Here is a 14073-nt window from a genome sequence, read left to right on the forward strand (position 1 = left end):
CGGTTCTTATGATCTTGTCTATCGGTAGTGGGTGTTGCGCAACGCACAACAAAAACACGCCGGCCCGTTTGGGCCGGGGTGAGTCGTCAGATCTTATAACTGCTTAGTCGGCGCGCGGAACCAGCGGCGTGTTTGCGTCCGTGCTCGAAGGTGGCGGAAGCAGACCGTCCGTTTCAAGCGGTGCCGGTGTGTCCGTCGCAGTTGCATCCACAGCGGGTGCGCCGCCCAGACGATCCAGAACCGAGCTGCCAGCGGATTTTTGCGCCGCGACAACGGTCAGACCGATAGAGGTGATGATAAACGCAATGGCCAATACCCAAGTCACCTTGCTGATGGCCGTCAGCGGGGGACGACCAGCGGCGGCGCCGCCGGGACCACCCATGCCAAGGCCGCCACCTTCGGAGCGCTGAAGCAGCACCACGGCGATCAAACCGAGGGCGAGCAGAAGGTGGACAATCAGGATGACGTTTTCCATGAGGCGGGCCTGCGTTTGCAACGTTTCGCGCTATGTAGGCGCAAAGGCCTCAGGGTGCAAGCCGTTCATCCGGCCATTGCACCATTCACCCGGCGGCAGCGAACGGGGCTGGTCGGGCTGTGCGTATTTATAAAAGAGAAGAAGCAGGGGACGGCGCGGTTTGGCGTCATTCGTCCACATCGTCCACGTCTGCCTGACCAGAGAGTTTGCGGCGCACCAAGCTCCAACTCAGGCCGATGCCCAGAACGATGGACAGCGCAAAAATGCCCAGCCACAGCGACAGCGTGCGGTTCGTCAGGTCCAGCAGACCGAAATCATACAGCACCCAAAGCAGCGCTCCGACCAAAGCCAGCACCAAGACCATGCCAAAAGGCCCGATGGAGCGCAGCGTGGCGCGCAGATAAATAATGTACCCAATCAGCAGAAGCAGACCGAAGAGGGCGATCAGCGGCATTTGTGCGGGCCAGTTGCTTATGGACCAAGCCACATAGTTCAAGGGCGTGGGATTGTAGGTCAGCGCGACCAGCAGGAAGGCAAACAGCCAACGAAGAAAAAAGCTCATAGACAGTGTCCTTGGGGCAAATGCCTGCACAAAGTGGCGGTTTGTGGCAGGGCTGTCTAGGGTTTGCCGTTATTGGCCAGCGATGAACAGAGTGATCAGCAGGGCGGTTCCGATAAAGCTGTGCAGATATCTTAGTAGCCAAGGTGCGCTGGATTTTCGCAGGTAATACTGCGCGAGGGTTTGCAGAAACACCAAGCTAAACATCAGCGATACCGGCGGGACAGGCCCCCGGATGATTTGCCACGCCAGAAGCGCGATGACGATCAGTGGCCAGACCCATGCATATCGCGCAGAGGCATTCTCGGGCGAGGTATCGAACAGCTTTTCGATTTCGACAACGAACGCGGGGGCTTTCTTATTGCGCCGAAGCAGCAGCGCCATCGATCCGCCAAAGATAAGTGTCAGCAAGATCAGGCTGTACCCGATCGCATCCATCGATGTTTCGGGATCCCACGTCAGCAGCAAGAACAGGGTGGAAAAATGCAGGCCCTGATGAAACGCATAGATCGACCGTCCGAACCGGCGCCCGGTCAGGGCCATATGCTGGGCCGGTTGCAGCACGTCTTGCGCCATAAGGCCCAGTGCCACGGCAAAGCCGACTCGTTGCCAGATGAGGTCCGTTTGGCCGCGCAAGACATAGGAAAAAAGCAGTACAAGCGCCCCGCCCATAACGGCATAGATATACGGGCCAAGGTGCATAAATGCGGTGCGATCGATGCGCATGAAATGTTCCGATTTGAAACGAGGCTATCCCCGCGCCTTTCATATCAAGGCGCATAATGGCGGTCAAAGGGGGCTCAGTTGCCGCGCTGGCGCAGATTCGGGTTTCACACTTCGCAGACCGGGGCTATACGAGCGCGGGTTTGGCTTTTGCAGAAAGGTCCCAGAATGGCAAACGTGGTTGTGGTCGGCGCTCAGTGGGGCGACGAAGGAAAAGGTAAAATCGTCGATTGGCTCAGCGAACGCGCTGATGTGATCGCCCGTTTCCAAGGTGGTCACAACGCCGGCCACACGCTGGTGATCGACGGCAAAGTCTATAAATTGCACGCGCTGCCGTCGGGCGTTGTGCGCGGCGGCAAGCTTTCGGTGATCGGTAACGGCGTGGTTTTGGATCCTTGGCACCTGATCAAAGAGATCGCCACGATTCGCGCGCAGGGCGTCGAAATCACGCCCGAGACGCTGATGATCGCGGAAAACACCCCGCTGATCCTGCCGATTCACGGTGAATTGGATCGCGCCCGCGAAGAAGCGGCCAGCGCAGGCACCAAGATTGGCACCACGGGCCGCGGCATTGGCCCGGCCTATGAGGACAAAGTGGGCCGCCGTTCGGTTCGGGTCGCCGATCTGGCCGATGCTGCCACGCTGGAAGCACGTGTTGATCGGGCCTTGCTGCATCACAACGCGCTGCGCAAAGGTCTTGGCATTGATCCCGTGGACCGTGACGCGCTGATCGCCCAGTTGCGAGACATCGCGTCCGAGATCCTGCCCTATGCCGCACCGGTCTGGAAGGTTCTGAACGAAAAGCGCAAAGCGGGCAAACGCATCCTGTTTGAAGGGGCGCAGGGCGCGCTGCTGGACATCGATTTCGGCACTTATCCGTTTGTGACCTCGTCCAACGTGATCGCCGGTCAGGCCGCCACTGGTGTTGGCATTGGCCCCGGCGCGATCGACTACGTTCTGGGCATCGTCAAAGCCTACACCACCCGCGTGGGCGAAGGCCCGTTCCCGTCGGAGCTGTTTGACGCCGATGGTCAGCGTCTGGGTGAACGCGGGCATGAGTTTGGCACCACAACGGGCCGCAAGCGTCGTTGCGGCTGGTTCGATGCGGCGCTGGTCCGCCAGACCTGCGCAACCTCGGGTGTGAACGGTATTTCGCTGACCAAGTTGGACGTGTTGGACGGGTTCGAAACGATCCGCATCTGCACCGGCTATGATCTGGATGGCGAGACGCTGGATTACCTGCCCACGGCTGCCGATCAGCAGGCGCGTTGCAAGCCGATCTACGAAGAAATGCCCGGCTGGTCGGAATCGACCGAAGGCGCACGGTCGTGGAACGATCTGCCCGGCAACGCGGTGAAATATGTTCGCCGCATCGAAGAGCTGATCGATTGTCCGGTTGCGCTGCTGTCCACCTCGCCCGAGCGGGACGACACGATTCTGGTCACGGACCCGTTCTCGGACTAAGTTAAACGGCCTGATACCTGTTTTGACGCGAAGGACCTGAACCATGGCGCTGTCTTATAAGGCCCGTCGCCGGCTGTCGCTGCTGATTTTGCTGGTTGGCTTGCCGCTTTATGTTGTGGTGGCAGTGACGATTGTGAACCTGCTGGGGCGTCCGTCTCTGTTGGTCGAACTGCTGGTCTATATCGTGCTGGGCATTCTTTGGGCGATCCCGTTCAAGAAGGTGTTTCGCGGGATTGGTCAGGCCGACCCGGACGCGTAACGCGGCGCGTTGACGTTGGAAATGCAAAAGACCGCCTCGGGGGACGAGGCGGTCTTTTCTTTTGATCTGACAGGTTTAGCCCGCCGCGCGGGTATCTGGCTTATAGCCGATGCTGTCGGATGCGGTGAACCGGCCACCGCGCGTCTTTTCGATTTTGCCATCGCGCAGCAATTGACCAAAGCTGCGAAGGCGATCTTCGCGGCTTGATTCATCCTGCTCGACTTGCGTCACCTTGCTCATCAATTGCGGGCGCGAAAACTGGTCAATGCCTTCCACGAAGGACATATACGAGGCGGCAGCCTCCAGCAGATCGGGCAATTCGGTTGCGCCCATATCGGCGGCGAATTGGGCAAAGCCACTGTCCTCCGAACCGGCGGTCGCGCTGCGGCGCGGGGCGGCAGCGGCGGCGGCGGCACTGACCCGGCGGGGGCGGACCGGACGGGCGGCAGGCGCCTGTTCAGCATCGACACGCTGGGCGGCGACCAGGGTCAGCGGCGCCGGACGATCGTTCGAAGTTGGGCGTTCGGTGCGCGATCCTGCGGCTTGCGGGCGGCGGGGGCGCACCACATCGGCCAGATCTTCGCGATAGGCTTGGTTCGCCTCTTCTGGGTCGCGCTTGCGGCCCAGAATACGGTCGGCTTTGGTGGCGGCGACGGCTGCACGCAGATGCGCGATGGCCGAGCGGCGGCCTTTGCCTTCGGGCTCATTCAGTTCCGAATTGGTCTGGTTCAGCAGGCGCGAGACGGAATTCGAATCGTCCTCGACGCTGGTTTCGGTCAGCATCGCGCGGGCCGGGCTGGCCATACGAACGGTTTTGCGCACGCTTTCACGGGCCAAACGTTCGATGGTTGCTTCCATTTCCTCGGTTTTGCGCTGATCCTCTTCGGCGCGGATGCGTGCCTCGGCCTCGGCCCATTTGCGGGCCTCTTCCTCGTCATCGTCGTCATCGTCGTCATCGTCCCAATCCATGTCCTGCGCGGCAGGGGCAGGGGCGGCGGCCTGAGGTTCAAGCTCTTCCTCGTCTTCGTCCTCATCGTCCCAATCACCAAAGTTGGATTCGGCAACCTCGTCTTCGTCGAGGAAATCGTCCTCAGGCAACAGGTCGTCGCTGTCCAGGGTGTCTGCGGCGCGGGCCGGTTCAAGGTCTTCGTCTTCGTCGTCCCAGTCTTCGTCCTGATCGTCCCAGTCGGTGTCTGCATCTAGATCGGAAACATCGTCTTCGACGTCGTCATCATCATAGGCGGCCATGCTGGCGGCGATGGCGGTTTCGACGCTGTCGTCTTCGTCCAGATCGGCGACATCCGGCAGTTCAGCGGCAAGGTTTTCTTCGATCTCGGCGCTGAGGGCGGCGAGTTCACGGGCCAGTTCGTCTTCTTCGTCCGCATCCAGTGTCGACATATCCGCCAGCGGAACCGAGCGTAGAGGCTTGACGGCGGGGGCGGCGTGGGCAGCTTCGGCCACTTCTTCGATTGCGCCGCGGGCCACGGCATCGTCAAAGACGGCGCGTTTGACGCGGGTGACGCGGGCGCGCAGACGCGGGCGGTCTTCCTCGGCAGGCGCGGGGGCGGTGGACGCCGCGAATTGACCAAGGTTCAGCGCAGCGGCAGGGGCGGCCACTGCTGCGGCTTCGGCGGGGCCTTCGTTCAGATCCTCGTCGTCGTACAGCAGATCTTCATCGTCTTCGAGCAGGTCATCAAGATCGCCATCATCAGCCAAATCCTGTTCGTCTTCCTCGTCATAGAGGTCTTCGTCATCATAATCGGCGTCTTCGGTAATATCGTCCGCGTCGTCCTCTTCAAGGTCGATTGCATCCAGCGCGGCCAGCGTGTCATCCAGATCTTCGGCGCTATCGTCGCCCAGACCAAGTGCCGAGAAATCAATCGGTTCCTCGTCGTCATCTTCGTCCAGCGAGTTTAGAAGGCTTTCGTCTTCGTCTTCGTCCTCAAGATCGTCCGTTTCGTCGATGTCCAATCCATCAAGCAGATCGTCGTCTTCGTCCTCATTCAGCGCGGCAAGGTCTGCCAGATCTTCGTCATCCAGATCCTCAGAGATGTCATCGGCAAACGCGCCCAGCAGGCTGTCGTCCGATGCGTCGTCCAGATCGGTTTCGTCTTCTTCGTCATCGTCTTCAACCGCGTCAAAGGACATGCCTTCGATTTGCGGCAGCGTGAAGTCTTCCTCGGCGTCCTCGGCAGTTTCGGCCTCGGGCGCATCGACGTTTTCAACCTCGGGCTGGTTGTCGGTCAGTGCCTCGTTTTCGACGGCATCTGCAAGGTCCGCTTCCTGATCTGCAAGAAAGGCGGCAATGGACCCATTGTCCGCGCCTCCTTCCTCTTCGGTCTCGGCGTGCTCATCCTCAGTAAAGGCGGGCGCGGCGGGGGTTCCGACGACAGACCGGATGCGACGCAGTTTTTCTTCGACATTGCGCGGGGCCGGGGCGGCCGCAGCCTTGCCCAGCGGTGGCAGGTCTTCGGCAAGGTCTTCGGCAAGGTCTTCGGCAGTGTCGTCTTGGGCAGTGTCCTGTTGCGGTTCAGGCTGGCGAGCAGGCACAGCCTGAACCTTGGATGCGGGGGCGGTGGCAGATCCACCCTCCGGCGCATTCAGCGAGGGGCGCAGAACCACGCCGCCCTTTTCCAGACGCGCCTCAACCCGGCGTTCCACTTCGCGTTCAGCGATGCGGGCCAGCATTTCGGTGTCCGGGGTCGGCGGTTCGGCGCCAAAGTAGCGATCATCCGATGCAAGGTCGCGGAAGTATTCGGCAATAGCCTTCATCATCCCGAATGAATCGTCGAACCCTTCTAGGGTGCACGAAAACGTCCCGTACGACACCGTAAGGATTTTGTTCGAGTTGACCATAAGCCATTAACCTTTCACTACATTCGGCCTAGCACATAGAAGGGTCACAGCGTCTAAAGGTGAACGAATCTGTGCCAATGAGGGTATCATTTCGTGACGTGTTTGTGATCTGTTTCCGAAATGAGGATTAATATTGCATGGATATAGGAATTGTTCGCAGTACTTCCATGGTCGCCTTGGTCGGTGGTGGGCGCAGCGACAAATCCGAATTGGAGCCGCTATTGATGACGGCTTCGCATCTGGTTGCCGCCGATGGCGGCGCTGACCGCCTGTTTGACTGGGGCATTCAGCCCGACGCGGTGATCGGCGATCTTGATTCCGCCTCGCCTACGGTGTTGGCCGCGCTGCCTGCGGGCTGTGTGCACCACATCGCCGAACAGGATAGCACGGATTTCGACAAATGCCTGCGCAATATCGTGGCACCGATGGTTGTGGGCGTCGGCTTTCTGGGCGGGCGTGTGGATCATGAACTGGCGGTTCTGAACGTTCTGGTGCGTCATGGGCATCGCCGCTGCGTGCTGGTCGGGCAGGACGATGTGATCGCCCATATCCCCCCCGCGCTTGACCTGCCGCTGCCAGAAGGCGCGCGTGTGTCCTTGTTTCCACTGTTGCCGGTTCAGGGGCAATCGACAGGGCTGCGCTGGCCGATTGACGGGCTGGCAATGGCCCCCGGCGGGCAGACCGGCACTTCGAATGAGGCAACGGGACATGTGTCGTTGCGGATGGACGGGCCGGGGATGCTGGTGCTGCTGGACAGCCATTGGCGCGATCTGCTGATCGACGCCCTGCGCCGCGCCCCCAAGGATTGGCCGGACCGCCGTTAACAGTTCGGCACGTTTACAGCCAAACCACCAAGCGAGGTTTCTTTATACTTCTCGCTCATGTCGTGGCCGGTTTGGCGCATTGTTTCGATGCAGGCGTCCAGCGGTACAAGGTGCTGGCCATCGCCGCGCAGGGCGAGCGATGCCGCCGACACGGCCTTGATCGTCCCCAGCCCGTTGCGTTCGATGCAGGGCACCTGCACCAAGCCCTTCACCGGATCGCAGGTCATGCCAAGGTGATGCTCCAACGCGATTTCAGCGGCGTTTTCGATCTGTTCGGGCGTTCCACCCATCACCGCACAAAGCCCTGCCGCCGCCATGGCCGAGGCGCTGCCGACTTCGGCCTGACATCCGGCCTCAGCCCCCGAAATGGAGGCGTTGTATTTGACCAACCCACCAATCGAAGCGGCGGTCAGAAGAAAATCGGGGATGCGGGACCGCGTGGCGCCCGGTACGAAATCCAGCCAATAGCGAATGGTGGCCGGAACAACGCCCGCCGCGCCATTCGTCGGGGCGGTGACCACCTGACCGCCAGCGGCGTTTTCTTCGTTCACCGCCATGGCGAACGCGCTCATCCAATCGTTGATCGTATGGGGCGGCGCGATGTTCAGCCCGCGTTCAGCCAAAAGCGATGCGTGCATCGCCTTGGCCCGTCTACGCACCTTTAGCCCGCCGGGCAGGGTGCCATCGCTTGCAAGCCCGCGTTCGATACAGGCGTTCATCACGTCCCAGATCCGTTCTAGCCCGCGATCCAGCCGATCCACACCGCCCCGTGCGATTTCATTGCTGCGTTTCATCTGGGCGATGGTCTTGCCGGTGGCATTGGCCATCTCCAGCATCTCGGCTGCGGTTTTGAACGGGTGCGGCACCGGCGGGCCATCATCGGTATCGCGGCCTGCGGCCAGTTCATCGGCGGTCAGAACAAAGCCGCCACCGATAGAATAATAGGTCTCCTGCAAGATCACGTCGCCTTGGTGGTCGAGTGCCATCAGGATCATGCCATTGGCATGGCCGGACAGGGGGCGGTCATAGTCGAAGATCAGATCGGTTGCGGGGTTGAACACCATCGGGTCATGCCCATCCGGGCAAACGGTGCCTTCGGCGGTGATCCGGGCCAGTTCGGCCTCGGCCTTGTCCTGATCGTAGGTTTCCGGCGCAAACCCTGCGAGGCCCAGAATGGTAGCGCGGTCGGTGGCGTGGCCAACACCGGTAAAGGCCAATGACCCATGCAGCGACCCGCGCAGCCCGTGCACCGCAAAGGGCGCAGCCTTGATCGTCTCAAGAAATCGCCCGGCAGCCACCATCGGCCCCATTGTATGCGAGGACGACGGACCAACGCCCACTTTGAACATGTCGAAGACCGATAGAAACATTACAGGGCGCTTCCTTCTGGGGGCGTCGGCGGCTCCGGCGCGGTAAACGGGTGCGGGCCAAGCCCTTCGGCTTTGATGGCGGCCTGTGCGCTTGGGCGTTGTTCGAACAATTGCGCCATGCGGGCCAGTGCGGGCAAGTCTGCAAGGCGGAACCAATCCGTCTGCCCAGCGGGATAAAGCGCGCTCCAACGCAGCAACGGGGCGGCGTAGCAATCCAAGATATTTGGCGCGCCCCCGCCGAAATAGGGGCCTTGTCGTGTGGCCAAGGCCGCATCCAGCAGTGCCCATTCCGACATCAGCGTCGATTGCACATGACGGCGCAGCGCGGATTGCGCCTCTGCCCCATCGCCTGCGTAACGATTCGGATAAAAGGTCATGCGCAGCCCGGCGTGGACGGTGTTCGACGTAAAGAACAGCCATTTCAAAAGCCCGGCGCGGGCGGGGGCGGTGATGGCGGGGGCCATTGCGCCATGCCGATCGGCCAGCCAAAGCAAAATCGCGGCGGTTTCAAAGATCGGCCCATCCGGGGTTTCAAGCGTCGGGATTTTGGCGGCGGGGTTCAGCGCGCGATAGGCATCAGATGCCTGCGCATGACCGGCGCGATCGACAAGCCGGGTTCGGTAAGGCAGGCCAAGTTCCTCTAACGTAAGGCGAACCGCAAGCGAGGCGTTGTCTGGGGCATAGTGAAGCACGTAATCCATAGGGTCTTCTACCGCAGCACATTGCCCATGTCCTGAGTCGAAAGCGACTTAATCGCGGCAATTGCGTCTTTCGCGCATGCATTGTGCGCGATGGAGATCACTCATGGACGAATTGTGCTGCTCTGCGTTTTCTCACTCGCACGGCGGGGGCGAACGTCCTATAACTGCCAAAAAGCAAGGAGGTGCGCCTACATGACCGTTGAGCTTTCCCCGATCGACCGAGCCAAGTTCGTGTCCGCCAAAAGGGCAGCGGAATTCGTTGAAGATGGCATGCGGGTCGGTCTTGGAACAGGGTCAACTGCGGCATGGCTGGTGCGCTGCCTGGGCGAACGGGTCCGTGACAATGGCTTGCGCATTCGCGGAGTGCCGACCTCGGCCCGGACGGCGAAACTGGCGCGGGACGTCGGGATTGAGGTCATCACGCTGGACGATGCGCGTTGGCTGGACCTGACGATTGATGGCGCAGATGAATTCGATCAGGAACTGAACCTGATCAAAGGCGGCGGCGGTGCCCTGCTTCAGGAAAAGATCGTCGCCACGGCCAGCGACCAGATGATTGTCATCGCTGATGCCGCCAAAGAGGTTGAAAGCCTTGGCGCTTTCCCGCTGCCGGTTGAGGTGATCAAGTTCGGCTGGCGCACCACACAAGCCCTGATCGAAGAGACACTGATTTCCATGGATGTCATGGGGCGGACCTCGACCCTGCGGATGAATGGCGATCAGCCCTATGTGACCGACGAAGGCAATTACATCATCGATCTGCATCTGAACCGGATCGAAAACACCCGCCAATTGGCGCTGGTGCTGAACCAGATGCCGGGTGTGGTTGAAAACGGTTTGTTCGTGGATATCTGCGATGTGGTGGTGATCGGCAATTCCGATGGCCGCGTCGAAGTGCGCGATATCAACGAAGGCACCGTGCGCGAAGAACAGATGGATGTCGGCGATAGCGACAACCTGTTCGTTGACGGTGACTAGGCGTCACCGCTTCACAGCTTAAGGATTTCGCCGTGATCCGGCCTTGCACTGGTCATTTCCGGGACCATGTGTGATACCGGCATGACATCGAAATGGAGACAGGCGCATGAGCGATTTTGACTTTGACCTTTTCGTGATTGGTGGCGGTTCCGGCGGCGTCCGGGCGGCACGGGTCGCAGCCGGAGAGACCGGCGCGAAGGTCGGTCTGGCTGAAGAAGATCGCTATGGCGGCACCTGCGTTCAGCGCGGCTGTGTGCCTAAAAAGCTGATGGTATTTGCCTCGACCTATGGCGAAATGGCCAAAGATGCCCGCGAATATGGCTGGGACATGCAGGCGGGTGATTTTTCGTGGGATGTGTTCAAAGGCAAGCTGGAAGGCGAACTTGATCGTTTGGAAGGCGTGTACCGCCGGTTGCTGAACGGGTCGGGCGTGGAAATGTTCGACGCGCGTGCGACAGTGGTCGATGCGCATACCGTGCAGCTCAGCACGGGCGAACGCAAAACCGCCAAGCATATCCTGATCGCCGTGGGCGGCGCACCGACGCTGGCCGATATTCCGGGCGCGGACCTGGCCATCACCTCGAATGAGATTTTCCACCTTGAAACGCTGCCCAAGTCGATCCTGATCCTTGGCGGCGGCTATATCGCCTGTGAATTTGCCTGCATTCTGCACGGCTTGGGCGTTGAGGTGACACAGTATTATCGCGGTGCGCAGATCCTGCGCGGCTTTGATGACGAAGCGCGCGGTCTGATCGCCGAGGAAATGACCCAGCGCGGGATTGGCCTGCACCTTGGCACCAATATCCTGTCGATGGAAAAAGTCGAAGGCGGCATCAAGGTCAAGGCGACCAATGGGTCGGAACAGGTGTTCGAACAAGTAATGTTCGCCACAGGCCGCACGCCGAAAACCGAAGGTCTGGTTGCCCCGGATCTGGGGGTCGAACTCGACCGTCAGGGCGCCATTGTCGTGGATGAATACAGCCAGACCAAGGTTCCTTCGATCTATGCGATTGGCGATGTGACCAACCGCGTGAACCTGACCCCGGTCGCCATCCGCGAAGGCATGGCGTTTGTGGAAACCGTGTTCAAAGGCAACCCGACCCCGGTCGATCATGACCTGATCCCGTCGGCGGTGTTCACACAGCCTGAACTTGGCACCGTTGGCCTAAGCGAAGAACAGGCGCGCGACAATGGCCCGATTGAGGTCTACTGCACCTCGTTCCGGCCGATGAAGACATCATTTATTGGCAAGCAAGATCGCGTGCTGATGAAGCTGATCGTTTGCGCCGACACCCGCAAGGTTCTGGGCTGTCACATCGTTGCCCCCGAAGCGGGGGAAATGATCCAGCTTGCGGGTATTGCCGTAAAGATGGGCGCAACCAAAGAAGACTTCGACCGCACCGTGGCGGTGCATCCGACGATGTCGGAAGAACTGGTCACGATGCGCAATCCGACACGAACAGCTTGATATCTTGCAAAAGATACACAGGTTAGACCCGGACATGGGTAAGATGAAAGAGGGAAGGACCCTTATGGCAGGCAACAGCGGCGGCCCCTGGGGCGGCGGAGGCGGAAACAGCAACGGTGGCAACCGTGGCAATTCCGGCGGTGGCAACAACGGCGGCGGACGTCGTCCGGGGGAAGACCCGCAGATCCCAGAGATCGACGAGTTGGTCAAAAAAGGCCAAGAGCGTCTGCGCGTTCTGGTGGGCGGTGGCGGCGGTGGTCGCGGATCGTCCTCGGGCGGCGGTTCGGGCGGTCCGGGCTTTACGCGTGGCACCATCGCGCTGGGCGCATTGGCCGCTGTCGGTCTTTGGGCTTTCAGCAGCTTTTATACGGTCAAGCCCGAAGAACAGTCGGTTGAACTGTTCCTTGGCGAATATTACTCGACCGGCAATCCTGGTCTGAACTTCGCGCCTTGGCCCTTCGTCACCGCCGAAGTGATCCCGGTTACGCGCGAACAGACCGAAGACATCGGTGTGGGCGGTCGCGGCAGCGACGCGGGTCTGATGCTGACGGGGGACGAAAATATCGTTGATATTGATTTCCAGGTTGTCTGGAACATCAATGACCCGGCCAAGTATCTGTTTAACCTGCGTGATCCGCGCATGACCATTCGCGCTGTGTCTGAATCGGCGATGCGCGAAATCATCGCTCAGTCCGAATTGGCGCCGATCCTGAACCGCGATCGTGGTTCAATTGCCAGCCGTTTGCAGGACCTGATTCAATCGACGCTGAACAGCTATGACAGCGGCGTGAACGTGGTGCGTGTGAACTTCGACAAGGCCGACCCGCCCGAGCAGGTCATCAGCGCCTTCCGCGAAGTACAGGCTGCGGAACAGGAACGCGACCGTTTGGAAAAGCAGGCTGACGCCTATGCCAACCGGATCGTTGCCGAAGCCCGCGGTGAAGCCGCGCAGGTTATGGAAGAGGCCGAAGGCTATCGCGCCCGCGTCGTGAATGAGGCCGAGGGTGAAGCCAGCCGTTTCCGCGCTGTTCTGACCGAATACCAAAAGGCACCCGATGTGACGCGCAAGCGTCTTTATCTGGAAACGATGGAAAACGTTCTCGGCAGCGTCGACAAGATTATCATTGATGACAAGGCCGAAGGCGGGCAGGGCGTCGTGCCCTATCTGCCGCTGAACGAACTGCGCCGGGGGAGCAACTGATGAAAAAGACGACCTATCTTTTGCCCGCCGTCTTTGTGGCGCTGATTATCGCGCTGTCGTCTGTGTTCATCGTGGATGAACGTGAACGCGCGTTGGTGCTTCAGTTTGGCCGCGTTGTCGCCGTCAAGGAAGATCCTGGGCTGGCATTCAAGATCCCGCTTATTCAGGAAGTCGTGCGTTACGACGACCGTATCCTCAGCCGCGATATCGACCCGCTTGAGGTCACACCGCTGGATGACCGCCGCTTGGTCGTTGATGCCTTCGCGCGCTATCGCATCCAAGACGTGAACCAGTTCCGTCAGGCCGTGGGTGTGGGCGGCATTCCGGCGGCGGAAAGCCGTCTGGATTCGATCCTGCGTTCGCAAACCCGTGAAGTTCTGGGTTCGGTGTCGTCCAACGATATCCTAAGTTCGGATCGTGCGGCGCTGATGCTTCGTATCCGCAACGGGGCCGTCAAAGACGCGACCTCGCTGGGGATTGAAATCATTGACGTTCGTTTGAAGCGCACCGACCTGCCGCGCGAAAACCTGGACGCGACTTTTGCCCGGATGCGCGCCGAACGTGAACGTGAAGCCGCTGACGAAATCGCCCGTGGTAACGAAGCCGCGCAGCGTGTTCGTGCTCAGGCCGACCGGACGCAGGTGGAAATCGTGTCGGACGCCAACCGCGAGAGCGAGATCATCCGAGGCGAAGCCGACGCATTGCGCAACGGGATCTTTGCCGATGCCTTTGGCGCGGATGCGGAGTTCTTCGAATTCTACCGTTCGCTGTCGGCCTACGAAAAAGCGCTGAAGGGCGAGAATTCGACCATGGTGATTTCGCCGGATAGCGAATTCTTCAACTATCTCAAATCGGCGAACGGCGCCGGTCGGTGATCGCTGATCTGGCCACGGCCATCGGGATTGTCCTGATTTTCGAGGGGCTGGTGTTCGCACTGGCCCCTTCGTACATCGAACGTATGCTAGAGGCCCTGCGCCTGCTGCCAGAAGAGGCGTTGCGCCTGTTGGGGCTGCTATCTGCAATAACGGGTTTGGCCATGCTCTGGGCCGTCTACGCGCTGTAACCTCTTCACCTTTCGCTCACATCTGCTTGATATTTGGAAATCAGGTCTTTCGTGTTGCTCAATCGCACCTATGTCTGCGACACTGGATCGAGGCAGGGGCAATAGGTGCCCGTGAAGTCCTCCGAACAAGCA

The 14073-nt window shown here is 60.2% G+C and carries 14 protein-coding genes; 8 read left to right on the top strand and 6 right to left on the bottom strand.

From position 1 onward, the window contains the following. Positions 1-103: 103 nt before the first annotated feature. The 3 genes from secG to PRI8871_RS14230 form a co-directional block, all read right to left on the bottom strand. The gene (gene secG, locus PRI8871_RS14220) at positions 104-475 is read right to left on the bottom strand and encodes a preprotein translocase subunit SecG (RefSeq protein ID WP_108886902.1); all 372 of its coding nucleotides are present in this window, start codon (positions 473-475) and stop codon (positions 104-106) included. Between the two features lie 166 nt (positions 476-641). Then, complete coding sequence (locus PRI8871_RS14225; protein WP_108886903.1) at positions 642-1037, bottom strand: DUF6524 family protein; 396 nt, start codon at positions 1035-1037, stop codon at positions 642-644. Between the two features lie 69 nt (positions 1038-1106). Then, complete coding sequence (locus PRI8871_RS14230; protein WP_108886904.1) at positions 1107-1760, bottom strand: hypothetical protein; 654 nt, start codon at positions 1758-1760, stop codon at positions 1107-1109. 165 nt (positions 1761-1925) lie between these two features. Here PRI8871_RS14230 and PRI8871_RS14235 point away from each other — a divergent pair, with 165 nt between their 5' ends. Both PRI8871_RS14235 and PRI8871_RS14240 read left to right on the top strand, forming a co-directional pair. Continuing rightward, a complete protein-coding gene (locus PRI8871_RS14235) occupies positions 1926-3221 on the top strand; it encodes an adenylosuccinate synthase (RefSeq protein WP_108886905.1) in 1296 nt (431 codons plus the stop codon). A 43-nt stretch (positions 3222-3264) separates the two neighbouring features. Continuing rightward, positions 3265-3480 (top strand): DUF2842 domain-containing protein, encoded by a 216-nt coding sequence (locus PRI8871_RS14240; RefSeq protein ID WP_108886906.1) that lies wholly within the window; start codon positions 3265-3267, stop codon positions 3478-3480. Between the two features lie 75 nt (positions 3481-3555). Here PRI8871_RS14240 and PRI8871_RS19645 read toward each other — a convergent pair whose 3' ends face one another. Next, complete coding sequence (locus PRI8871_RS19645) at positions 3556-6252, bottom strand: hypothetical protein (protein WP_442439593.1); 2697 nt, start codon at positions 6250-6252, stop codon at positions 3556-3558. A 221-nt stretch (positions 6253-6473) separates the two neighbouring features. On the opposite strand from PRI8871_RS19645, the gene PRI8871_RS14250 reads away from it, so the two are divergent. After that, positions 6474-7160 (top strand): thiamine diphosphokinase, encoded by a 687-nt coding sequence (locus PRI8871_RS14250; RefSeq protein ID WP_108886907.1) that lies wholly within the window; start codon positions 6474-6476, stop codon positions 7158-7160. Here PRI8871_RS14250 and PRI8871_RS14255 read toward each other — a convergent pair. Then, positions 7157-8530: an L-serine ammonia-lyase gene (locus tag PRI8871_RS14255; RefSeq protein WP_108886908.1), complete on the bottom strand. Its 1374-nt coding sequence runs from the start codon at positions 8528-8530 to the stop codon at positions 7157-7159. The two genes, PRI8871_RS14250 and PRI8871_RS14255, sit on opposite strands and share 4 nt — an antisense overlap. After that, positions 8530-9231: a glutathione S-transferase family protein gene (locus tag PRI8871_RS14260; protein ID WP_108886909.1), complete on the bottom strand. Its 702-nt coding sequence runs from the start codon at positions 9229-9231 to the stop codon at positions 8530-8532. Before PRI8871_RS14260 ends, PRI8871_RS14255 begins: the two co-directional genes overlap by 1 nt. A gap of 192 nt (positions 9232-9423) precedes the next feature. Between PRI8871_RS14260 and rpiA the strand changes: the two genes are divergently transcribed. The 5 genes from rpiA (at position 9424) to PRI8871_RS14285 (ending at position 13941) form a co-directional block, all read left to right on the top strand. Further along, positions 9424-10209: a ribose-5-phosphate isomerase RpiA gene (gene rpiA / locus PRI8871_RS14265; RefSeq protein ID WP_108886910.1), complete on the top strand. Its 786-nt coding sequence runs from the start codon at positions 9424-9426 to the stop codon at positions 10207-10209. A 106-nt stretch (positions 10210-10315) separates the two neighbouring features. Next, entirely contained in the window at positions 10316-11677 is a 1362-nt protein-coding gene (gene gor / locus PRI8871_RS14270) for a glutathione-disulfide reductase (RefSeq protein WP_108886911.1), read from the top strand. Positions 11678-11741: 64 nt separating this feature from the next. After that, positions 11742-12878, top strand: a complete 1137-nt coding sequence (gene hflK, locus PRI8871_RS14275) for an FtsH protease activity modulator HflK (RefSeq protein ID WP_108886912.1) — start codon at positions 11742-11744, stop codon at positions 12876-12878. Continuing rightward, positions 12878-13753, top strand: a complete 876-nt coding sequence (gene hflC / locus PRI8871_RS14280; RefSeq protein WP_108886913.1) for a protease modulator HflC — start codon at positions 12878-12880, stop codon at positions 13751-13753. The genes hflK and hflC overlap by 1 nt, the downstream gene beginning before the upstream one ends. Further along, on the top strand, positions 13750-13941 hold the full coding sequence (locus tag PRI8871_RS14285) for a DUF2065 domain-containing protein (protein WP_370742090.1): 192 nt from the start codon (positions 13750-13752) through the stop codon (positions 13939-13941). Before hflC ends, PRI8871_RS14285 begins: the two co-directional genes overlap by 4 nt. Positions 13942-14073: the final 132 nt, after the last annotated feature.

This window comes from Pseudoprimorskyibacter insulae (assembly GCF_900302505.1).
Lineage (GTDB): Bacteria > Pseudomonadota > Alphaproteobacteria > Rhodobacterales > Rhodobacteraceae > Pseudoprimorskyibacter > Pseudoprimorskyibacter insulae.

What these genes read in the sequence shown, in the direction of transcription:
- secG (WP_108886902.1), bottom strand. Translation starts at nt 475, where the DNA reads ATGGAAAACGTCATCCTGATTGTCCACCTTCTGCTCGCCCTCGGTTTG.
- PRI8871_RS14250 (WP_108886907.1), top strand. Translation starts at nt 6,474, where the DNA reads ATGGATATAGGAATTGTTCGCAGTACTTCCATGGTCGCCTTGGTCGGT.
- PRI8871_RS14235 (WP_108886905.1), top strand. Translation starts at nt 1,926, where the DNA reads ATGGCAAACGTGGTTGTGGTCGGCGCTCAGTGGGGCGACGAAGGAAAA.
- PRI8871_RS14255 (WP_108886908.1), bottom strand. Translation starts at nt 8,530, where the DNA reads ATGTTTCTATCGGTCTTCGACATGTTCAAAGTGGGCGTTGGTCCGTCG.
- hflK (WP_108886912.1), top strand. Translation starts at nt 11,742, where the DNA reads ATGGCAGGCAACAGCGGCGGCCCCTGGGGCGGCGGAGGCGGAAACAGC.
- PRI8871_RS14240 (WP_108886906.1), top strand. Translation starts at nt 3,265, where the DNA reads ATGGCGCTGTCTTATAAGGCCCGTCGCCGGCTGTCGCTGCTGATTTTG.
- gor (WP_108886911.1), top strand. Translation starts at nt 10,316, where the DNA reads ATGAGCGATTTTGACTTTGACCTTTTCGTGATTGGTGGCGGTTCCGGC.
- PRI8871_RS14260 (WP_108886909.1), bottom strand. Translation starts at nt 9,231, where the DNA reads ATGGATTACGTGCTTCACTATGCCCCAGACAACGCCTCGCTTGCGGTT.
- hflC (WP_108886913.1), top strand. Translation starts at nt 12,878, where the DNA reads ATGAAAAAGACGACCTATCTTTTGCCCGCCGTCTTTGTGGCGCTGATT.
- PRI8871_RS19645 (WP_442439593.1), bottom strand. Translation starts at nt 6,252, where the DNA reads ATGAAGGCTATTGCCGAATACTTCCGCGACCTTGCATCGGATGATCGC.
- rpiA (WP_108886910.1), top strand. Translation starts at nt 9,424, where the DNA reads ATGACCGTTGAGCTTTCCCCGATCGACCGAGCCAAGTTCGTGTCCGCC.
- PRI8871_RS14225 (WP_108886903.1), bottom strand. Translation starts at nt 1,037, where the DNA reads ATGAGCTTTTTTCTTCGTTGGCTGTTTGCCTTCCTGCTGGTCGCGCTG.
- PRI8871_RS14230 (WP_108886904.1), bottom strand. Translation starts at nt 1,760, where the DNA reads ATGCGCATCGATCGCACCGCATTTATGCACCTTGGCCCGTATATCTAT.